The following is a 19999-nucleotide window of genomic DNA, read 5'->3' on the forward strand; positions in this document are numbered from 1 at the left end:
ATCCAGGCGCGAATAAATAAAAAATGCCTACAGAAAAGTTTTGGATACCGAATATGAGCTATCTGCACATTGCCAGCCTGAGAATTAGCTACGGCGATAAGGTTGTCCTGCATAATATCGACCTGGCGGTAGAGAAGGGGGAGATGATCGCCCTGCTGGGGCCTTCAGGCTGCGGGAAAACCACGCTGCTAAATGCGCTCTGCGGCTTTATCCCGGCGCAGAGCGGGGAGATCGTCGTCGCCGGCAGGGATATTACCCATAGCCCGCCGGAGCAGCGCAATATTACGATGGTTTTTCAAAGCTATGCGCTGTGGCCGCATCTGACGGTGGCCCGTAACATCGGCTACGGCCTGAAGCTGCGCCGGTGGCGGCGCGACGATATCGACCGCCGGGTGGCGGAGCTGCTGCAGGTAGTCAACCTCTCGGGGCTGGCGGAAATGAAGGTGACCGAGCTTTCCGGCGGCCAGCGTCAGCGGGTTGCCCTGGCGCGCGCCCTGGCGATTGAACCGGACGTGCTGGTGCTGGATGAACCGCTCTCCAATCTCGATGCCAAAGTCCGCCTTAACGTCCGCCATGAAATAAAAGCGCTGCAAAAGAAGCTCGGCTTTACCTCATTAATCGTCACTCATGACCAGCAGGAAGCGCTGGTGATGGCTGACCGTATCGCCGTATTAAATAACGGCAGGATTGAGCAGCTAGGGACGCCAGAAGAGATATATCAGCGTCCGGCCACGCCTTTTGTCGCCGATTTTATGGGGGCTGATAATAAAATAAATAGCCGCGATATCCACACCCTCGACGGTATTCACTGGCGCAGCCCACAGGCATATTCCGCTACCGATTCCGGCGAGCAGGTTATTTATTTCCGCAGCACCGACGCGGCGCTCCTTTCAGTCGCGGATAGCGCGCCGCAGGAGGGGCTGATCCTCGACGGCATCGTCGAACAAAGCGCCTTCCTCGGCCATTTATATCGCCACAGCGTGCGCTGCCGCGATCGCCTGCTGCTGGCGGATTCTACCCGCTGCTGGCCCGCCAGCTCCCCGGTCAGGCTGCACGTGCCGACGCCGGCGCTGCATATTTTTCCTTCATCTCATGCAAGTTGACATCATCGTGTTCATTCTGGGGATAAACCATGTTTACTAAAACAAACGTTGCGCTAGCGACCGCCGTACTCCTGAGCTACGGCGCGCAGGCCGATACCATCCTGAACGTCGCGACGGCGGGCGATCAGAATATGGTGGATTACGTAAAAACCTGGCTGGGGCCAAAGTTTGAGGCCGCGCATCCGGGCGTTAAGGTGCAGGTTATCGGTACCGGGCCGGGGGACGCGGGCTCGAACAAAATTATCGAAAAGCTGACGGCGCAGAAGGCGAGCGGCGCCAGCAGCTGGGATATTGACGTCGCCGTAGTGCATCAAAAAGCCGGCGGCGAGCTGGTGGAGAAGGGGCTGTTAGAGAAGTACCGCCAGCAGATTAAGACCGGCAGCCTGGTCAGCGCCGACAACGCTAAAAATGCCCTCGGGGTTAACGTCGACGGCTACGTGATGCCGATGTTTTTAAGCCAGACCGCCATTGCCTGGAACAGCGAGACGATCAAAACCCCGCCGGCCTCCTACGATGAGCTGGTGGCCTGGGCGCAGAAAAACCCGCAGGCCTTCGGCTATAACGGGATTAAGAACGGCATGTCCGGGGTCAGCTTCGTGGTGGGCTGGATGTACGCCTACGGCACCGACGCCCAGCGCCTCTCCTCCCTGCCGTACGATAAAGGCGTGGAGAAAAACTGGGGCCAGGCCTATGAAAAACTGAAGGCTTTTAATAAAAACGTCACCTTTACGCCGGGCAACGCCGGGACGCTCGATATGCTGACCCGCGGGGAGATCGCGATGGGGCCGGTGTGGGTGGACATGTTCTACAGCTGGAAAGATCAGGGGAAGCTGCCGCCGTCGATCAAGCTCTCCCTGCTGGCGCCGGGCATGCCGGGTCAGCCGATGTATTACGTGACCCCGGCGAAGGCGGCGAATCCGCAGCTGGCGCGCGAGTTTATCGAGCTGGCGACCAGCCCGGAGGTGCAGGCGCAGGGGATCGTCAAGCAGTTTAACTGGTATCCCGGCATCGATGCGCAGCACGTTAAGCCGCAGCTGGACGCCGGGACGTGGCAAAAGCTGTTTGCTGAGATCTCGCCGCAGGCGCTGGCGGAATACGGCAAAAGCTTCCCGATTAGCGCCTATTTTGACGATATTAAAGAAGGCTACGAAAGCCAGGTCGCCAACTAATCTTCGTCGATGCCCGGGGCGGCTGCGCGTCGACCCGGGCGTTTCTCCTTGCTGATATCAGGTTTGCTATGCGTATTTCGCTGAAATATCTGCTGCTGGTTGCTCCCGCTGCGCTGACCATCGCCGTGCTGTTTTTATATCCGCTGGGCTTCTCGCTGATTGCCGCCTTCACCGACGATGCGCAGCGGCTGACCCTGGCCCACTTTCGCAAAGTCTATGCGCTCTACTCCACCGATATTCTGTTTACGCTGATCGTCGTGCTGAGCTCCGTGGCGCTGCTGGCGCTGATTTCCATCACCCTTTCCGCGGTGATTACCCTGTCGTCCTGCCGGCCGATCGTGCAGATGCTGGCATTTTTATATCGGCTGCCGCTGTTTATACCCTTTATCGTTGCGGCGCAGATGATGCGCACCTTTCTGGCCAAAAACGGCTTAATGAACAATGCGCTGGTTGCCAGCGATCTGCTCACGCCGATGGAAACTCTCTCCTGGCTGGGCTGGAAGGGCATTATTATCACCTTCGTCTGGAAGCAGCTGGCGTTCGCCACGCTGCTTATCTGCGGCGCAATGGCGGCACTTGAGCGGTCGCAAATTCTGGCGGCGCGCAACCTGGGCGCTTCTCGTCCGCGGATCCTGTTCGATATTATTCTGCCTCAGGTACTGCCTGCCATCGGCGTGGCGCTGGTGCTCTCGACCGTCACCATGATGTCGGTGCTGTCGGTGCCGCTGATGATAGGCGTCGGTACGCCGACGATGATCACCGTTGATATGGCGTTTCGCGTGAACTCTTACGGGGATTACGCCGTGGCTAACGCCCTCGGCGTCGTGTCGCTGCTTATCTGCGGCGCGCTGTCGTGGTTTTATCTGCGCCACAGCCTGCGGCAAAAAGGGGGAGAATAATGAAGGAGGTTACGATGACGTCACCCGCGACGCTGCTGGCGAAAGGGCGGAGAAAGCTGAACGCCAGCCTGCCGCTTCAGACGCTGCTGCTGGTTCTGATGCTGCTGGCGATGTTTGGCCCGCTGCTGAATCTGCTTATCTGGACGGTGGCCGAAAGCTGGTTCTTTCCCCACAGCCTGCCCAGCCAGTGGGGGCTGAAATACTGGTATCAGGTGTTCAGCCCCTATAGCGATGTTTCGGGCTCTCTGCTGACCAGCGTGCTGATTGCCGTGCTGTCGGTGCTGGTGTGCCTGCTGGTTTCGATCCCCGCCGGCTATGCGTTATCGCGGCGAGGGATGCCGCTGCGGGTGGGCTTTATGCTGCTGTTTCTTATTCCGCAGGCGTTCCCTAACCTGACGGTATATATGAATATTGCCCGGCTTTTCTATCAGTGGGGGCTCAACGGCACCGTGGCCGGCGTGGTGCTGGTGCACAGCGTGCACGGGCTGATGTATTCGGTATGGATCTGCGTGGCGGCGTTCTCGGCGGTCGATCCGCTGCTGGCAAGAGCGTCGCGCAATCTGGGGGCCGGGGCGGTGTATACGTTTTGGCATATCGTTTTGCCCCAGGCATCGCCGGGGATTATTGCCGCCAGTATTTTTGTCTTTCTGGAGTCGCTGGACGAGTTCACCGGCACCTTTTTTGTCGGCGCGCCGGATATCACCACGCTGCCGCTGCTGCTCTACAACGCCAGCATGTCGGGAAACTATCAGGTATCGTCTATTACCGCGCTGATTTTATTACTGCCGTCGCTGCTGTTTATGCTGGTTATTCATAAATTTATGCGCCCGGAAATGCTGGCGAAAATGGGCAAATAGCGCTCAGGCTACCCGCCAGTAAAAACGCTTCCCGGTGGGAAGCGTTTTTACTATCAGGTCATCATCATCGGCCACTCTGGCGGCGTCTGGCTCATCACTTCAACCATGACGTCTTTAATGTTGCCCCAGATTTTGGCAACGTCGATCAGCGTGATGCCGAGCAGGCCGGTGGCAAACCAGCAGGCGGCGACCAGCCCCAGGCAGCTGCAGATGACCGCTAAGCCGGCATAGTCGCTTTTACGTAGCTGAATATTCATCGAGCTGGCTAAAAACATCAGCACTGCGCTCACCAGCGGCCAGCGCAGGAGTATGACACTGGTAGTAATGGAAGCCATTAACCTGATCCTCAAAGAAAGTCGGGGGCCTTTGACAACCTGGCGAGACTAACGATGACGTGACGCTCTGGCTATCGACGGGCAAACAAACGTATAATGAAACAATGTTTCCGTTTCATTAGGATGTGTGAACTATATCACATTTGTTCTTTTATTCACCAGTCAAAAATTGCGTTTTTTATGTACTTATAAACCATTTTAATATTGTGGTTAATGGCGCGGTGCGCCATAGCCATACCCGCTATGATGCTGAAGCTAATGCATTAATACGATGGATTGTTTTTTTTGCCAGGCTTATATCTACGGGTTTTATTACCTGTTCGCGGTAATCATACGGATAAACCGAATCAGAAAGCGGTGCCGCTCTCATTATGTCGAGAATGTTTCTCGATTGTTCTATAAGTTAGTATTATTCATCATTATCAGCTGTGGGGTTTTTACCCTCAATAGCCGAATGCTAAATGACCGGGCGTTGTATAGGCGCAGGCATCTGCCATTGTGGACTTTTACCGTGATTAAGGCGTATCGCATGGATAAAAAGCGGAAATGAGTCGTAGCGCGCCGCATAAGGCGTTGAGAATATTAGGTATTACCCTAGTTATCCTGCTGCCAGTGGTGCTGGCATCGTGGCTTGCCCAACACCGGGCCAGGGTGGAAACTGACGACCAGCTCCGCGCGTTTTCTCAACTGGCGCTGCAGAAAACCGAAATGGTGATTCATGAGGTCGAGCAGGCGCGTAAAAAGGCCATGCAATATCAAGGGATAATATGTTCGCCGCAGCACCAGCGATATATGCTGGATATTGTTCGCAGCCTGCTTTACGTCGAAGATTTAATCTATGCGGAAGGCGCTGATTTCTTTTGCTCAACCGTCGTTCATCCCGATACGGTCTGGCATGTTGAGACGGCTAATTATATAAAAAAGCCGGATGTCGCCATCTATTACTATCGCGATACGCCGTTCTATCCCGGTTTTGCCATGACCTATATGCAGCGCGGTCACTATGTCGCGGTTATTAATCCGCTTTCCTATAGTGCGTTAATATCCAGCGATAGAGATTTAGCCTACGGCCTGTTCGATACCAAAACGAATCAGTTCTTCTCCGTCAGCAAAAATACCAACGCCGCGGCGTTACGTCCGCTGATCCGCAGCGAAGACACATTTTTCCAGCAGGATCGCCGGGTATACACCGTTGCCCATTCGGCGAACCGCCCAATCGCGGTGATCATGTCCACCTCGCGCGTTGGCTATTATCAAAATCTATATGACCAGAGCATGCTTACTCTGCCGCTGGGCCTGATTGGTAGCGGGATGATGTTAATGCTGTGGCTACGAACCCGGCGGCAGTATCACTCCCCGCGCAGCAGGCTGCAGCGCGCGCTGAGCCGTCGCCAGCTGTGCCTGCACTATCAGCCGATCGTCGATATTAAAAATAACCGCTGCGTCGGGGCCGAAGCGCTGCTGCGCTGGCCCGGGTGCGATGGCCCGGTGATGAGTCCGGCGGAGTTCATTCCGCTGGCGGAGAACGAAGGGCTGATTGCGCAGGTGACGGACTACGTCGTGGATGAGGTGTTTGCCGATCTGGGCGAATTCCTCGCCAGCCATCCGCAGCTGTACGTCGCGATTAACCTCTCAGCCACCGACTTCCACTCCGCGCGGCTGATTAGCCAAATTAGTGAAAAGGCGCAAAGCCACGCGGTATGCATCAACCAGATTAAAATCGAAGTGACCGAGCGTGGGTTTATTGACGTGCAGAAAACGACGCCGGTGATTCAGGCCTTTCGCGAGGCGGGATATGAAGTCGCCATCGATGATTTCGGCACCGGATACTCCAACCTGCATAACCTCTCTTCGCTCAACGTCGACATTCTCAAGATCGATAAATCCTTTATCGATACGCTGACGACCCACGGCACCAGCCACACGATCGCCGAGCATATTATTGAGATGGCGCGCAGCCTGCATCTGAAAACCGTGGCCGAGGGCGTCGAAACGCTGGACCAGGTGAAGTGGCTACAGAAGCGCGGCGTCCGCTACTGCCAGGGCTGGCATTTTGCCAGGGCGATGCCGGTGCAGGAGTTTAAGCAGTGGCTGGTTAAGGCGCCAGCGCTGCTTAACGCCTGCGCGCAAACCCGTCAGGCGGAAATCTGATGGCGATAGTCGCTGGGCGTGCGGTCATACTCCCGGCGGAACACCCGTGAAAACGTCTGCTGCGAGACGTAACCCAGATCCATCGCGATATCGAAAATCGGGCGCTGGGTGGTTCTGAGGGCTTCAGCGGCCAATAACAGCCGACGTTGGCGAATGTAATCACCCAGCGTCTGATGCGTAACGGCGCGGAACATCCGCTGGAGATACCACTTCGAGTACCCCGATTTTTTGGCGACTACATCAATGTTAAGTGGTTGATCGATATGTTCATCAATCCATTCAATAAGCGTTTGGATAATATCCTGATGGGACATAAAGCGGCCTCTCTCTCAATTCTCGATTCGTCGTTTTGTCTGCGGGCGAGTATAATTCCTCAAGTTAACTTGAGGTAAAGAGCTTTATGGAAAAGAAATCACCCCGTATCAAAATGCTGTTGACCCCCGGCGAAGTGGCAAAACGTACCGGCGTTGCCGTCTCGGCGCTCCATTTCTATGAAAGCAAAGGGCTGATTCACAGCCAGCGCAATCCGGGTAATCAGCGGCGCTACCGTCGTGACGTGCTGCGCGCGGTGGCGATTATCAAGATTGCGCAGCGCATCGGCATTCCGCTGGCGACTATCGGCGACGCCTTTGGCGTGCTGCCAGAAGGCCACAACCTAAGCGCCAAAGAGTGGAAGCAGCTATCGTCGGTGTGGCGGGAAGAGCTGGACCGGCGCATTCATACGCTCACCGCGCTACGCGATCAGCTGGATGGCTGCATCGGCTGCGGCTGCCTGTCACGACGGGACTGCCCGCTGCGTAACCCGGGAGACAAGCTGGGTGAAGAGGGGACCGGCGCGAGGCTGCTGGAGGATGATTAAAAAAACTAAAGCGCCACAACAGGGCGCTTTAGTTGTTTTCCGGTCTTTGTCTTTCGCTCTATCCCGCTGGTTCACAGGAGGGTTTCCCCCGACATCGGCTCCCCTCAGTATTGCGCAACAAGTTGATGGAGGTTCCGGATTGCGCCGACACCTTAATTGTGGCACATCCCCTTAAATCCACCCGCTTATTTTGGCGAATTTTTCCCGTCATTCACCGCCAGTTCCTATAGTTAATTTGAACAAACGACGGGAGAGACCCATGCTGACGGTACATCACCTTAATCAATCGCGATCGCAGCGCGTGCTCTGGGCGCTGGAAGAGCTGCAGCTGCCCTATCAGATTGTCTGCTATCCGCGGCAGAAAAATATGCTGGCACCGCCGGAGTTAAAAAAAATTCACCCGCTGGGCAAATCTCCGGTCGTGGAGGACAACGGCTACGTGCTGGCGGAGTCCGGGGCGATCCTCGAATATCTGCAGGAAACCTACGATAGCACGCAGCAGCTGCGGCCGCAGGCGATGGCGGACAGGCTGCAGTACCGCTTTTGGCTGCACTATGCCGAAGGCTCGCTGATGCCCCTGATGCTGATGAAGCTGGTCTTTTCCAGCCTCGGCAAGGCCCCGGTGCCGTTCGGCATGCGCACGCTGGGCGGCGCGCTGGGGAAGGGGATGCAGAAGGCCTGGCTGGACCGGCAGATTGCGACCCACGCCGGCTTTATCGAAGATCACCTCTCCCGATGGCCGTGGTTTGCGGGCGAAAACCTGAGCATGGCCGATATCCAGATGAGCTTTCCGCTGCTGGCGCTGCAGTCGCGTGGCGGAATTGACGGGCTTGCGCACATCGCCCGCTGGACGCAGCGTATCGAGCAGCGTCCGGCCTGGCAGCGCGCCATTGAGCGCGGTGGCCCCTTTACGCTACCGGGTGCCTGAGGCATCACCTTTTACGATGGCCGAGGCGAATTGCTATCAGCGCAATACAAAAATGTTAGTAGATTGCGCATGGACGATAACGTTTGCGCATCGGCTGGTTATTTCCTGAACGTCATAAGCGAAATTTAGCGAAATGCGACAAACTTCAGTTGAAAAGGGCCATCTAAAGGCTGGATAATCGTTTGCCTTATTATTTTGCTCGCTATTTATCCTGCTAACAGGGGGTGAGTAAAGTAATTTTGACCACCGTATTGTATGCGCGGAGTTAAACGTTTGCTTTTTTTGCAGCCCCCCTGGCGCTGCGATATATAGCACAAGGAGATCGCGTTGAACTGGCAGTGGATGGTCCACCACGCATACCGACGAATGATAAAAATTCTCAGGGGAAGTTTTCTATGTCTACGCCTTCAGCGCGTACCGGCGGTTCATTAGACGCCTGGTTTAAAATTTCGGCTCGCGGCAGCTCCGTGCGTCAGGAAGTTCTTGCAGGTTTAACCACTTTTCTCGCCATGGTGTACTCGGTAATCGTGGTACCGGGCATGCTGGGTAAAGCCGGGTTCCCACCGGCAGCGGTGTTTGTCTCCACCTGCCTGGTGGCGGGCGTGGGCTCTCTGGTGATGGGGCTGTGGGCCAACCTGCCGCTGGCAATCGGTTGTGCTATCTCGCTGACCGCCTTTACCGCCTTCAGCCTGGTGCTGGGACAGCAGATCAGCATCCCGGTTGCGCTGGGCGCCGTGTTCCTGATGGGCGTGCTGTTTACCATTATCTCCGCGACCGGCATTCGTAGCTGGATCTTACGCAACCTGCCGCAGGGCGTTGCGCACGGCACCGGTATCGGTATCGGCCTGTTCCTGCTGCTGATCGCTGCCAACGGCGTGGGCCTGGTCATTAAGAACCCGCTGGATGGTCTGCCGGTGGCGCTGGGTAATTTCGACAGCTTCCCGGTGATTATGTCGCTGGTGGGGCTGGCGGTGATTATCGGCCTCGAAAAGCTGAAGGTGCCGGGTGGCATCCTGCTGACCATTATCGGCGTGTCGATCGTGGGCCTGATTTTCGACCCTAACGTTCACTTCTCCGGTATTTTTGCCATGCCGTCGCTGAGCGACGATAAAGGCAATTCGCTGATCGGCAGCCTGGATATTATCGGCGCGCTGAACCCGGTTGTTCTGCCGAGCGTGCTGGCGCTGGTGATGACGGCAGTATTTGATGCCACCGGTACCATCCGCGCGGTCGCGGGGCAGGCGAACCTGCTGGACAAAGACGGGCAGATTATCAACGGCGGTAAAGCGCTGACCACCGACTCCCTGAGCAGCGTCTTCTCCGGCCTGGTCGGTGCGGCGCCTGCGGCGGTGTATATCGAATCGGCTGCGGGTACCGCTGCCGGCGGTAAAACGGGCCTGACCGCGGTGACGGTTGGCGTGCTGTTCCTGCTGATCCTGTTCCTCTCTCCGCTCTCCTATCTGGTGCCCGCCTACGCCACCGCTCCGGCGCTGATGTATGTCGGCCTGCTGATGCTGAGCAACGTGGCGAAGATTGATTTCAACGATTTTGTCGATGCGATGGCGGGGCTGATTACCGCGGTCTTTATCGTGCTGACCTGCAACATCGTTACCGGCATCATGATCGGCTTCGCGTCGCTGGTTATCGGACGCCTGGTCTCCGGGGAGTGGCGCAAGCTGAACCTCGGCACCGTGATCATTGCTGCAGCGCTGGTTATCTTCTACGCCGGCGGCTGGGCAATTTAAGCGATTTATGCTGACAGCGGGCGGCTCAGGCCGCCCGTTTAATTTTTAAGCCACATCCTGTTTCCTTTTGCGTTAATCTGGGTAGCGTATCATTTCGAGACATGACGCCTCAGATGTAAAAAAAGAAAACGCAGCAAACAGGGAACACATGGAAATATTCTTTACCATACTCATCATGACCCTCGTGGTCTCTCTCTCCGGGGTGGTTACACGCGTACTGCCCTTTCAGGTTCCACTACCTTTAATCCAAATCGCCATCGGCGCGCTGTTAGCCTGGCCTACCTTCGGGCTGCACGTCGAATTCGACCCCGAGCTCTTCCTGGTCCTCTTTATTCCGCCGCTGCTTTTTGCCGATGGCTGGAAGACGCCGACCCGCGAGTTCATTGAGCACGGGCGAGAGATTTTTGGCCTCGCGCTGGCGCTGGTGCTGGTGACGGTGGTGGGCATCGGCTACCTCATCTACTGGATAGTCCCGGGCATTCCGCTGATCCCGGCCTTTGCGCTGGCGGCGGTTCTGTCGCCAACCGATGCGGTGGCGCTCTCCGGGATTGTCGGCGAAGGGCGGATCCCGAAAAAAATTATGGGGATACTGCAGGGCGAAGCGTTGATGAACGACGCCTCCGGCCTGGTCTCGCTGAAGTTTGCCGTCGCGGTGGCGATGGGCACGATGGTCTTTACCGTTGGCGGTGCGACCGTCGAGTTCTTCAAGGTGGCGATAGGCGGCATCCTCGCTGGTTTTGTCGTCAGCTGGCTCTACGGGCGCTCGATGCGCTTCCTCAGCCGCTGGGGTGGCGATGAGCCGGCAACGCAGATTGTGCTGCTGTTCCTGCTGCCGTTTGCTTCCTACCTGATCGCTGAACATATTGGTTTTTCCGGGATTCTGGCCGCGGTCGCGGCGGGGATGACCATCACCCGTTCAGGAGTGATGCGCACCGCGCCGCTGGCGATGCGCCTGCGCGCCAACAGCACCTGGGCGATGCTGGAGTTCGTGTTTAACGGCATGGTGTTCCTGCTGTTAGGCCTGCAGCTGCCGGATATTCTGTCGAGCTCGCTGGTGGCGGCGGAGGCGGATCCCAACGTCGAAACCTGGATGCTGTTTACCGATATAATCCTGATTTACGCCGCCCTGATGCTGGTCCGTTTTGGCTGGCTGTGGACGATGCGCAAGCTCAGCCAGCGCTTCCTGAAGAAGAAGCCGATGGAGTTTGGCTCCTGGACCACCCGCGAGCTGCTGATCTCCTCGGTGGCCGGGGTGCGCGGGGCGATTACCCTCGCCGGCGTGCTGTCGATACCGCTGCTGCTGCCGAGCGGCGACGTTTTCCCTGCGCGCTATGAGCTGGTGTTCCTTGCCGCCGGGGTCATCCTGTTCTCGCTGTTTGTCGGCGTGATTGCGCTACCGATCCTGCTGCGCCACATCGAGTCGACCGACCATGTCCAGCAGCGTAAAGAGGAGCGCCTGGCGCGCGCCGCAACCGCGGACGTGGCGATCGTGGCGATTCAAAAAATGGAGGAGCGGCTGGCGGCGGATACCAAAGAGAATATCGATAACCAGCTGCTGACGGAGGTCAGCTCGCGGGTGATCGGTAACCTGCGCCGGCGGGTCGACGGGCGCAACGACGTGGAAACCTCCATCCTCGAAGAGCAGCTTGAGCGCCGCTTCCGCCTGGCGGCGCTGCGTTCAGAGCGCGGTGAGCTATACCACCTGCGCGCCACCCGCCAGATCAGCAACGAGACGCTGCAGAAGCTGCTGCACGACCTTGACCTGCTGGAAGCGCTGCTCATCGAAGATCAATAGCCGCCGCCGCTCCCCGCCGGGGAGCCGTGCGGCTGAGCTATCGACAGGGCTCGCCCGGACCGGCGCAACGCGCCGCCTCCGGGCGCTTACTCATTGAGCCAGAAGCTTTTACTGCACTCCAGCCACGCCTGGGCGCTATGCGACAGATAGACGCCCTCCCGCCAAATCATCCCCAGCTCCCAGCGCAGCTCGCTCTGCAGCGGGATCGTGCAAAAATGCCGGGCGTCGAGGCGCTCGCAAATCGGCTGCGGCAGGATAGCCACGCCAATTCCCGCCTGAACCATCGCGGCGAGGAAGTCCCACTGTCCGCTGCGCACCGCGATGCGGGGCTTGACGTCATGGTCGGTAAACAGCTGCATCAGCTGCTGGCTGAGGGCGAAATCTTCGTTATAGATAACCAGCGGATGGGCGGCGAGCGCCTGCGGCGACAGCGAGCTAACCGCCTCCCACTGCGCCGTTCTCGGCGCCAGCACGCACAGCGGATGGTTGAACAGCGGCAGCGTCGCCAGGCCGCTCTCCTCATCGACCGGCAGCGCCGTCATGGCCAGATCCAGCTCCCCGTCGCTGACCGCCTGCTGTACGGTCAGGCCGCCGAACTCGGCAATTTTCAGCTCCACGCCCGGATAGCGTTGACGAAACAGGCCGATCGGCTCGGCCATCAGCATCCCGACCATCGGCGGGATCCCCAGCCGCAGAATGCCCTTATGCAGGTGGTTAATATCGCTAAGCTCGGATTCCAGCTGGCGGAATTCGCCCAAAATCGCCTGCCCGCGCTCGAAAACCACCCGGCCGGTATCGGTCAGCAGCAGCCGGCGGCCGTCGCGAATTAGCAGCGTACAGTTGAGCTCATCTTCGAGGTTTTTTAGCATCTTGCTGATGGTGGGCTGCGTGACGAACAGTTTCTCCGCCGCGCGGGTGAAGCTCTGCTGACGGACGACTTCGACAAAATAACGCAGCGTGCGGATATCCATAATTATTCCCTGAGACTATACCTGTGATGATTTTAATTCATTTCTGTCCAACCTGGCGGCTCACTATACTGCTCGCCTGGCTTCTTTTTCAGGAATATCGCTCATGGCCTTCGCGCCAGCTCGCGTTACCCCCTTCGTTATGCAACGCCTTCAGGTACCGGTTCAGGTACTGGTTTATGCCGGACTCTTTGTCTGCGCTCAATATCTGGTTAACTGGCTGCACCTGCCGCTCCCGGCAAATCTGGTCGGCATGCTGATGCTGCTGGCGCTTATCGTCTGTCGGATTATCCCGCTGAAGTGGGTGCGCGCCGGCGCCCGCTGGCTGCTGGCAGAAATGCTGCTGTTCTTCGTGCCGGCGGTGGTGGCGGTGGTCAACTACACCCAGCTGCTGATGGTGGATGGCTGGCGTATTCTGCTGGTGATCGCGCTGAGCACGACGCTGGTGCTGGGCGCCACGGCGTGGGTGGTGGATAAAGTTTATCGCTATGAAATCAGCAGGATGAAGCATGAGTGATCTCCATCTGAGCATCCTGTGCCTGATCGTGACGCTGGTGCTCTATTTTGCCAATAAACGCCTCTATCGCCGCTTTCACAAGCTGCCGCTGATGCCGCTGGTTTTTACCCCGATCCTGCTGGTGCTGATTCTGGTCTTTGGCCATATTTCATATCAAAGCTATATGGGCGAAGCCCACTGGCTGCTGTGGCTGCTGGGGCCGGCGACCATCGCTTTCGCCGTGCCGGTGTATGACAACCTGGCGATTATTAAACGCCACTGGATGTCGCTGAGCGCCGGGGTGGTGACGGCCTCAATCGTGGCGGTCTGCAGCTCGGTCTGGCTGGCGCGCCTGTTCACCCTTTCCGATGAGATTCAGCGCAGCCTGGCGGTGCGTTCGGTCACCACGCCTTTTGCGCTGGCCGCGGCCCGGCCTCTCGGCGGTCAGCCGGATCTGGTCGCGCTGTTCGTGGTGGTCACCGGGGTCTTTGGCATGGCGATCGGCGATGTGCTGTTTTTGCGCCTGTCGATTCGTGAAGGGATGGCGAAAGGGGCGGGCTTTGGCGCCGCTTCGCACGGTGCCGGGACCGCGCGCTCCTACGAGCTCGGGCCGCAGGAGGGCGTTGTCGCCAGCCTGGTGATGATGCTGTCTGGAGTGGTGATGGTGCTGGCGGCGCCGCTGGTGCGCCTGCTGATGTTCTGATGAACCCCGGCCGAACGGCCGGGGTTAAGCGGCTTAATGCGCCTGGCCGCGTTCGATACCGATACCGGTCTGTGAACGGATAAACTGGGCGCGGAACCGCTCGCGTTCGCGCTGCCCTTCCGCCGAGTTATCGGTGGCGGAGAAGAGCCAGATACCGATAAAGGCAACGGCAATCGAGAACAGTGCCGGATACTCGTACGGGAAGACCGCCTTCGCATGGCCGAGGATCTGGACCCAAATTGTCGGGCCGAGGATCATCAGGATTACGGCGGTCAGCAGCCCCAGCCAGCCGCCAATCATCGCCCCGCGGGTGGTCAACTTCGACCAGTACATCGACAGCAGAATGATAGGGAAGTTACAGCTGGCGGCAATCGAGAACGCCAGTCCGACCATAAAGGCAATGTTCTGATTTTCGAACAGGATCCCCAGCAGAATGGCGACCACGCCGAGGATCAGCACGGTGATTTTCGATACCCGCAGCTCGTCGCGCTCGCTGGCGCCCTTACGGAAGACGTTGGCGTACAGGTCGTGGGAGACCGCCGAGGCCCCGGCCAGGGTGAGGCCCGCAACCACCGCAAGAATGGTGGCGAAGGCCACGGCCGAAATAAAGCCGAGGAACAGATTACCGCCCACCGCGTCAGCGAGGTGCACCGCCGCCATGTTGTTGCCGCCGATAAGCGCGCCCGCAGCGTCTTTAAACGCCGGATTGGCGCCCACCAGCATGATCGCGCCGAAGCCGATAATAAAGGTCAGGATGTAGAAGTAGCCCATAAAACCGGTGGCGTAGAATACGCTTTTACGCGCTTCGCGCGCATCGCTCACGGTGAAGAAGCGCATCAGAATGTGCGGCAGACCGGCGGTACCGAACATCAGCCCCAGCCCCAGCGACAGCGCCGATATCGGGTCTTTCACCAGTCCGCCAGGGCTCATGATCGCCACCCCTTTTGGATGGACCGCCATCGCTTCGCTGAACAGGTTATTGAAGCTGAAGCCGACGTGCTTCATGACCATAAAGGCCATAAAGCTGGCGCCGCACAGCAGCAGAACCGCCTTAATGATCTGTACCCAGGTGGTTGCCAGCATGCCGCCAAACAGCACGTACAGCACCATCAGCACGCCGACCAGCACCACCGCAACGTGGTAGTTAAGGCCGAACAGCAGCTGGATAAGCTTGCCCGCGCCGACCATCTGCGCAATCAGGTACAGCGCCACCACCACCAGCGAACCGCAGGCGGAGAGGGTACGGATTGGCCCCTGCTTCAGGCGATAGGAGGCGACGTCGGCAAAGGTATAGCGTCCGAGGTTGCGCAGGCGTTCGGCAATCAGGAACAGAATAATCGGCCAGCCGACCAGGAAGCCGAGGGAGTAAATCAGCCCATCGTAGCCGGAGGTATAAACCAGCGCGGAAATCCCGAGGAAGGACGCGGCGGACATAAAGTCGCCGGCAATTGCCAGCCCGTTCTGGAAGCCGGTGATATTCCCCCCGGCGGTATAGTAATCGCTGCGCGAGCGTACCCGTTTTGACGCCCAGTAAGTGATATAGAGCGTCAGGGCGACGAAGATCAGGAACATGATAATCGCCTGCCAGTTTGTCGGCTGGCGCTGGACCGCGCCGGCGATCGTATCGGCCGCGTTTGCGGCAGCTGGGAGCGTGGCGGCAAGCGCCGTCAGAACTTTCTTCATGATGCCTGCACCTCTTTGAGAATGCTTTTCGTCAGACGATCGAATTCGCCGTTGGCCCGCCACACGTAAACGCCGGTGAGCAGGAAGGAGATAACGATGACGCCGATGCCGATGGGGATGCCGCGGGTGACGCTGGTTCCCGCGTGCAGCGGCGTACCCAGCCAGCCGGGGGCAAAGGCGATAAGCAAAATGAAGCCGACATAGATAACCAGCATGATCAGTGACAAAATGGCGGCAAACCTTTGCCGGGTTGCAACTAACTCCCTGAAATTCGCACTATTTTCTATCCGCTGACAAATTTGATCATTCATCTTAGCGTCTCCAGAGGTATTCCTTTCGTCATCCACGCGCGAGACGTCGGCAGCACGCGTCCGCCCGACGGTTAACCGTCGGGAATCTGCCTGCTTACCGCTTTCCTGCTGCCTGGAATCCTTAGGAAGGTTTTATGTTTATCTCCTCTCCCCCGATTGGGGAGAGGGTGTAGGGATTCAGTACGTATTTACGACGGCATTGCGATGGACTGCTTCTCTTCGAGCAGTTTTTCCACCACGCCAGGATCGGCGAGCGTTGAGGTATCGCCGAGGTTGCTGGTGTCACCGGCGGCAATCTTGCGCAGGATGCGGCGCATGATTTTACCGGAGCGGGTTTTCGGTAACGAATCGGTCCAGTGCAGCACGTCCGGGGTGGCCAGCGGGCCTATCTCTTTACGCACCCAGTTGCGCACTTCCGCGTACAGCTCCGGCGTCGGCTCTTCACCGTGATTCAGCGTCACGTAGGCGTAAATGGCCTGACCTTTGATGTTATGCGGGATGCCGACCACCGCCGCTTCGGCGATTTTCGGGTGTGAAACCAGCGCCGATTCAATTTCGGCGGTGCCCAGACGGTGGCCGGAAACGTTCAGCACGTCGTCCACGCGGCCGGTTATCCAGTAGTAGCCATCCTCGTCACGACGCGCGCCGTCGCCGCTGAAGTACATGTTTTTAAAGGTGGAGAAGTATGTTTGCTCGAAGCGCTCGTGGTCGCCGAACAGGGTACGCGCCTGGCCAGGCCAGGAGTCGGCGATGGCCAGGTTGCCCTCGGTGGCCCCTTCCAGCGGCGTGCCTTCGTTATCGACGATGACCGGCTGAACGCCGAAGAACGGACGGGTGGCGGAGCCGGCCTTCAGTTCAATCGCGCCCGGCAGCGGGGTGATCATAAAGCCGCCGGTTTCGGTCTGCCACCAGGTGTCCATCACCGGGCATTTCTCGTTGCCGATTTTCTTCCAGTACCACTCCCAGGCTTCCGGGTTGATCGGCTCGCCGACGGACCCCAGAATGCGCAGAGAAGAGCGGTCGGTGCCTTCGATAGCCTTATCGCCCTCGGCCATCAGCGCGCGAATCGCCGTTGGTGCGGTATACAGGATGCTGACCTGGTGCTTATCCACCACCTGGCACATGCGCGCCGGAGTCGGCCAGTTTGGTACCCCTTCGAACATTAGCGTCGTCGCGCCGCAGGCCAGCGGGCCGTACAGCAGGTAGCTGTGGCCGGTTACCCAGCCTACGTCGGCGGTGCACCAGTAGATATCGCCAGGATGATAGTCGAATACGTATTTGAAGGTCGTTGCCGCATACACCAGGTAGCCCCCGGTGGTATGCAGGACGCCTTTCGGCTTGCCGGTTGAGCCTGAGGTATAGAGGATAAACAGCGGGTCTTCGGCGTTCATCTCTTCCGGCTGGTGCTGGTCGCTGGCGTTTTCCAGCAGATCGCTCCACCACAGGTCGCGACCCTCGTGCCATTCCGTTTTGCCTCCGGTGCGCTTGAGGACGACCACGTTTTCAATGGTGGTCACGTTAGGATTTTTCAGCGCGTCATCGACGTTTTTCTTCAGCGGAATGGCGCGACCGGCACGCAGGCCCTCGTCGGCGGTGATCACCAGCCGCGAGCTGGAGTCGATGATGCGTCCGGCCACCGCTTCCGGCGAGAAGCCGCCGAAAATAACCGAGTGGATGGCGCCAATGCGCGCGCAGGCCAGCATAGCGACCGCCGCTTCGGGCACCATCGGCATATAGATAGCCACGACGTCGCCTTTTTTAATCCCGAGGCCGAGCAGGGCGTTGGCAAAGCGGCATACGTCGCGATGCAGCTCGCGATAGGTAATTTTCTTGCTCTGGCTGGCGTCGTCGCCCTCCCAGATGATGGCCGTCTGGTCGCCGCGCTCCGCGAGGTGGCGATCGAGACAGTTGGCCGCCAGGTTTAGCGTTCCGTCCTCATACCATTTGATAGAGACGTTGCCTGGGGCAAACGAGGTGTTCTTCACGCGCGTATAGGGCCGCATCCAGTCGAGAATTTTTCCCTGCTCGCCCCAGTACGCGTCGGGGTCGGTCACGGATTGTTGATACTGCGCCTTGTACTGTTCCGGGTTAATCAGGCAGCTGTCCGCAATATTTGCGGGAATAGAGTGTTTATGTATTTGGCTCATGGCTTTTTTTCTCCTGTAGGTTGTTAAATATATGTCAAATAAACGTTAATAGTAGGGGCTTTGCGCGCTTTGTTTGCTATTTGGGGGACAGATCACGCATTAATTCAACTGAATGAAAATCAATCAAATGAAACTTTTAAGTGCAATAGTTCCGGCAATGAATTTATAGAAATGGAAGTTATTAAAATTTTTTTATAACAAATACTTATGCAAGATAAGTGGGGGGAATGAGCGACTTTATGCATAAAACCAGAGTAAAGGCCTGTTCTTAAAGGCTTGCGTAGCATGCCGTGCAAATGATACTCATATCCCGCGTTAAAAAACCCCATAGAGCAACGCAACACAATTCATACCCCTTTCAGTGGGCATCATTACCTCCGGTAATGATGCCTTTCATTGAGGAAGTCTGTAGTGATGAAAAAAACAAAAGTCAGCCTGGCCTGGCAAATTTTGCTGGCCCTGGTGCTGGGCATACTCCTGGGCAGTTATCTGCATTACCATGCCGAAAGCCGTGATTGGTTAATCTCGAACCTCCTGACGCCTGCGGGCGACATCTTTATCCACCTGATTAAAATGATCGTGGTGCCGATTGTGATTTCGACGCTGATCGTCGGGATTGCGGGCGTCGGCGACGCTAAGCAGCTGGGACGCATTGGCGCCAAAACGATTATCTATTTTGAAGTGATCACCACGGTGGCGATTGTGCTGGGGATCACCCTGGCCAACGTTTTCCAGCCGGGCACCGGCATTGATATGTCGCAGCTGGCGGCGGTCGATATTTCGAAATACCAAAGTACGACGGCGGAAGTGCAAAGCCACGCGCACGGCCTGATGGGGACTATCTTGTCGCTGGTGCCGACCAATATCGTCGCCTCGATGGCAAAGGGCGATATGCTGCCGATTATCTTCTTCTCGGTGCTGTTCGGCCTCGGCCTCTCCTCGCTGCCGGCAACGCATCGTGAGCCGCTGGTGACCGTTTTCCGCTCCATTTCCGAGACCATGTTCAAAGTGACGCACATGGTGATGCGCTACGCGCCGGTCGGGGTGTTTGCGCTGATCTCCGTGACCGTTGCTACCTTCGGCTTCGCCTCCCTGTGGCCGCTGGCCAAGCTGGTGATTCTGGTCTACTTCGCGATTCTGTTCTTTGCGCTGGTGGTGCTGGGGCTGGTCGCACGGGTCTGCGGCCTGAGCATCTGGACCCTGATTCGCATCCTCAAAGACGAGCTGATCCTCGCGTACTCTACCGCCAGCTCCGAGAGCGTGCTGCCGCGTATTATTGAGAAGATGGAGGCCTACGGCGCACCGGCCTCCATCACCAGCTTCGTGGTGCCGACCGGCTACTCTTTTAACCTCGACGGTTCGACGCTATACCAGAGTATTGCGGCGATCTTCATTGCTCAGCTGTACGGGATTGACCTGTCGCTGTGGCAGGAGATTACGCTGGTGCTGACGCTGATGGTGACCTCGAAAGGAATTGCCGGCGTGCCGGGCGTCTCCTTCGTGGTGCTGCTGGCGACGCTGGGCAGCGTCGGGATCCCGCTGGAAGGTCTGGCCTTTATTGCCGGCGTTGACCGTATCCTCGATATGGCGCGTACCGCGCTGAACGTGGTGGGGAATGCCCTGGCGGTGCTGGTTATCGCCAAGTGGGAGCACAAATTTGACCGTAAGAAAGCGCTGGCGTACGAACGTGAGGTGCTGGGGAAATTTGATAAGACCGCACAGTAAACGCGCAATGAAATAACAAGCCCGGCGCCCTGCGCCGGGTTTTTTTTATCGTAGGGCAGGGGATTACAGATAACGGTGGTTTGGGCGAAAGCTGTTTTTTTAGCATGTCCTGCAATCTACGAAAC

Annotated in this window: 18 protein-coding genes; 12 read left to right on the forward strand and 6 right to left on the reverse strand. The window is 57.8% G+C overall.

The features are described from left to right. The first annotated feature begins 53 nt into the window (after window positions 1-53). The 4 genes from RTE01_RS20455 to RTE01_RS20470 all read left to right on the forward strand — a co-directional run bounded on the left by RTE01_RS20455 (window position 54) and on the right by RTE01_RS20470 (window position 4028). Entirely contained in the window at window positions 54-1103 is a 1050-nt protein-coding gene (locus RTE01_RS20455) for an ABC transporter ATP-binding protein (protein ID WP_134525131.1), read from the forward strand. Window positions 1104-1132: 29 nt separating this feature from the next. Continuing rightward, window positions 1133-2272 carry an ABC transporter substrate-binding protein gene (locus RTE01_RS20460; protein ID WP_115193769.1) on the forward strand — a complete coding sequence of 380 codons (1140 nt, stop codon included), beginning with the start codon at window positions 1133-1135 and terminating at the stop codon, window positions 2270-2272. Window positions 2273-2340: 68 nt separating this feature from the next. Next, window positions 2341-3171 carry an ABC transporter permease gene (locus tag RTE01_RS20465; RefSeq protein WP_123552920.1) on the forward strand — a complete coding sequence of 277 codons (831 nt, stop codon included), beginning with the start codon at window positions 2341-2343 and terminating at the stop codon, window positions 3169-3171. Between the two features lie 14 nt (window positions 3172-3185). Further along, window positions 3186-4028, forward strand: a complete 843-nt coding sequence (locus tag RTE01_RS20470; RefSeq protein ID WP_115194031.1) for an ABC transporter permease — start codon at window positions 3186-3188, stop codon at window positions 4026-4028. Window positions 4029-4081: 53 nt separating this feature from the next. Here RTE01_RS20470 and RTE01_RS20475 read toward each other — a convergent pair whose 3' ends face one another. Next, a complete protein-coding gene (locus tag RTE01_RS20475; RefSeq protein WP_041143628.1) occupies window positions 4082-4363 on the reverse strand; it encodes a YjcB family protein in 282 nt (93 codons plus the stop codon). 546 nt (window positions 4364-4909) lie between these two features. Here RTE01_RS20475 and RTE01_RS20480 point away from each other — a divergent pair. Further along, a complete protein-coding gene (locus RTE01_RS20480) occupies window positions 4910-6514 on the forward strand; it encodes an EAL domain-containing protein (protein ID WP_141335317.1) in 1605 nt (534 codons plus the stop codon). On the opposite strand, the gene soxS is transcribed toward RTE01_RS20480, so the two are convergent. Continuing rightward, window positions 6499-6828, reverse strand: coding sequence for a superoxide response transcriptional regulator SoxS (gene soxS, locus RTE01_RS20485; RefSeq protein WP_041143630.1), 330 nt, complete (start codon window positions 6826-6828; stop codon window positions 6499-6501). The genes RTE01_RS20480 and soxS overlap by 16 nt on opposite strands. An 86-nt stretch (window positions 6829-6914) precedes the next feature. Here soxS and soxR point away from each other — a divergent pair, with 86 nt between their 5' ends. The 4 genes from soxR to RTE01_RS20510 all read left to right on the forward strand — a co-directional run bounded on the left by soxR (window position 6915) and on the right by RTE01_RS20510 (window position 11841). After that, the gene (gene soxR, locus RTE01_RS20490) at window positions 6915-7373 is read left to right on the forward strand and encodes a redox-sensitive transcriptional activator SoxR (RefSeq protein ID WP_041143631.1); all 459 of its coding nucleotides are present in this window, start codon (window positions 6915-6917) and stop codon (window positions 7371-7373) included. A 259-nt stretch (window positions 7374-7632) separates the two neighbouring features. Beyond that, complete coding sequence (locus RTE01_RS20495) at window positions 7633-8301, forward strand: glutathione S-transferase family protein (protein WP_041143632.1); 669 nt, start codon at window positions 7633-7635, stop codon at window positions 8299-8301. Window positions 8302-8696: 395 nt separating this feature from the next. After that, window positions 8697-10046 (forward strand): NCS2 family permease, encoded by a 1350-nt coding sequence (locus RTE01_RS20505; RefSeq protein ID WP_041143633.1) that lies wholly within the window; start codon window positions 8697-8699, stop codon window positions 10044-10046. 148 nt (window positions 10047-10194) lie between these two features. After that, window positions 10195-11841: a Na+/H+ antiporter gene (locus RTE01_RS20510; RefSeq protein ID WP_041143634.1), complete on the forward strand. Its 1647-nt coding sequence runs from the start codon at window positions 10195-10197 to the stop codon at window positions 11839-11841. An 86-nt stretch (window positions 11842-11927) separates the two neighbouring features. Here the strand turns inward: RTE01_RS20510 and RTE01_RS20515 are convergent, their stop codons facing one another. After that, window positions 11928-12812 carry a LysR family transcriptional regulator gene (locus RTE01_RS20515; protein WP_041143635.1) on the reverse strand — a complete coding sequence of 295 codons (885 nt, stop codon included), beginning with the start codon at window positions 12810-12812 and terminating at the stop codon, window positions 11928-11930. A 103-nt stretch (window positions 12813-12915) separates the two neighbouring features. Here RTE01_RS20515 and RTE01_RS20520 point away from each other — a divergent pair, with 103 nt between their 5' ends. Then, window positions 12916-13326, forward strand: coding sequence for a CidA/LrgA family protein (locus tag RTE01_RS20520; RefSeq protein WP_041143636.1), 411 nt, complete (start codon window positions 12916-12918; stop codon window positions 13324-13326). Further along, window positions 13319-14008, forward strand: coding sequence for an LrgB family protein (locus tag RTE01_RS20525; RefSeq protein ID WP_041143637.1), 690 nt, complete (start codon window positions 13319-13321; stop codon window positions 14006-14008). The genes RTE01_RS20520 and RTE01_RS20525 overlap by 8 nt, the downstream gene beginning before the upstream one ends. 33 nt (window positions 14009-14041) lie before the next feature. Here the strand turns inward: RTE01_RS20525 and actP are convergent, their stop codons facing one another. From actP to acs, 3 genes are all read right to left on the reverse strand, one after another. Beyond that, window positions 14042-15691, reverse strand: a complete 1650-nt coding sequence (actP, locus tag RTE01_RS20530) for a cation/acetate symporter ActP (RefSeq protein WP_041143638.1) — start codon at window positions 15689-15691, stop codon at window positions 14042-14044. Continuing rightward, the gene (locus RTE01_RS20535) at window positions 15688-16002 is read right to left on the reverse strand and encodes a DUF485 domain-containing protein (protein WP_041143639.1); all 315 of its coding nucleotides are present in this window, start codon (window positions 16000-16002) and stop codon (window positions 15688-15690) included. The genes actP and RTE01_RS20535 overlap by 4 nt, the downstream gene beginning before the upstream one ends. Before the next feature lie 188 nt (window positions 16003-16190). Further along, window positions 16191-18149, reverse strand: a complete 1959-nt coding sequence (gene acs / locus RTE01_RS20540; RefSeq protein ID WP_041143640.1) for an acetate--CoA ligase — start codon at window positions 18147-18149, stop codon at window positions 16191-16193. A 414-nt stretch (window positions 18150-18563) separates the two neighbouring features. Between acs and gltP the strand changes: the two genes are divergently transcribed. Beyond that, window positions 18564-19874 carry a glutamate/aspartate:proton symporter GltP gene (gene gltP, locus RTE01_RS20550; protein ID WP_041143641.1) on the forward strand — a complete coding sequence of 437 codons (1311 nt, stop codon included), beginning with the start codon at window positions 18564-18566 and terminating at the stop codon, window positions 19872-19874. Window positions 19875-19999 lie beyond the last annotated feature (125 nt).

Source organism: Klebsiella terrigena (assembly GCF_006539725.1).
GTDB lineage: Bacteria > Pseudomonadota > Gammaproteobacteria > Enterobacterales > Enterobacteriaceae > Klebsiella > Klebsiella terrigena.

What these genes read in the sequence shown, in the direction of transcription:
- RTE01_RS20455 (WP_134525131.1), top strand. Translation starts at nt 54, where the DNA reads ATGAGCTATCTGCACATTGCCAGCCTGAGAATTAGCTACGGCGATAAG.
- RTE01_RS20460 (WP_115193769.1), top strand. Translation starts at nt 1,133, where the DNA reads ATGTTTACTAAAACAAACGTTGCGCTAGCGACCGCCGTACTCCTGAGC.
- RTE01_RS20465 (WP_123552920.1), top strand. Translation starts at nt 2,341, where the DNA reads ATGCGTATTTCGCTGAAATATCTGCTGCTGGTTGCTCCCGCTGCGCTG.
- RTE01_RS20470 (WP_115194031.1), top strand. Translation starts at nt 3,186, where the DNA reads ATGACGTCACCCGCGACGCTGCTGGCGAAAGGGCGGAGAAAGCTGAAC.
- RTE01_RS20475 (WP_041143628.1), bottom strand. Translation starts at nt 4,363, where the DNA reads ATGGCTTCCATTACTACCAGTGTCATACTCCTGCGCTGGCCGCTGGTG.
- RTE01_RS20480 (WP_141335317.1), top strand. Translation starts at nt 4,910, where the DNA reads ATGAGTCGTAGCGCGCCGCATAAGGCGTTGAGAATATTAGGTATTACC.
- soxS (WP_041143630.1), bottom strand. Translation starts at nt 6,828, where the DNA reads ATGTCCCATCAGGATATTATCCAAACGCTTATTGAATGGATTGATGAA.
- soxR (WP_041143631.1), top strand. Translation starts at nt 6,915, where the DNA reads ATGGAAAAGAAATCACCCCGTATCAAAATGCTGTTGACCCCCGGCGAA.
- RTE01_RS20495 (WP_041143632.1), top strand. Translation starts at nt 7,633, where the DNA reads ATGCTGACGGTACATCACCTTAATCAATCGCGATCGCAGCGCGTGCTC.
- RTE01_RS20505 (WP_041143633.1), top strand. Translation starts at nt 8,697, where the DNA reads ATGTCTACGCCTTCAGCGCGTACCGGCGGTTCATTAGACGCCTGGTTT.
- RTE01_RS20510 (WP_041143634.1), top strand. Translation starts at nt 10,195, where the DNA reads ATGGAAATATTCTTTACCATACTCATCATGACCCTCGTGGTCTCTCTC.
- RTE01_RS20515 (WP_041143635.1), bottom strand. Translation starts at nt 12,812, where the DNA reads ATGGATATCCGCACGCTGCGTTATTTTGTCGAAGTCGTCCGTCAGCAG.
- RTE01_RS20520 (WP_041143636.1), top strand. Translation starts at nt 12,916, where the DNA reads ATGGCCTTCGCGCCAGCTCGCGTTACCCCCTTCGTTATGCAACGCCTT.
- RTE01_RS20525 (WP_041143637.1), top strand. Translation starts at nt 13,319, where the DNA reads ATGAGTGATCTCCATCTGAGCATCCTGTGCCTGATCGTGACGCTGGTG.
- actP (WP_041143638.1), bottom strand. Translation starts at nt 15,691, where the DNA reads ATGAAGAAAGTTCTGACGGCGCTTGCCGCCACGCTCCCAGCTGCCGCA.
- RTE01_RS20535 (WP_041143639.1), bottom strand. Translation starts at nt 16,002, where the DNA reads ATGAATGATCAAATTTGTCAGCGGATAGAAAATAGTGCGAATTTCAGG.
- acs (WP_041143640.1), bottom strand. Translation starts at nt 18,149, where the DNA reads ATGAGCCAAATACATAAACACTCTATTCCCGCAAATATTGCGGACAGC.
- gltP (WP_041143641.1), top strand. Translation starts at nt 18,564, where the DNA reads ATGAAAAAAACAAAAGTCAGCCTGGCCTGGCAAATTTTGCTGGCCCTG.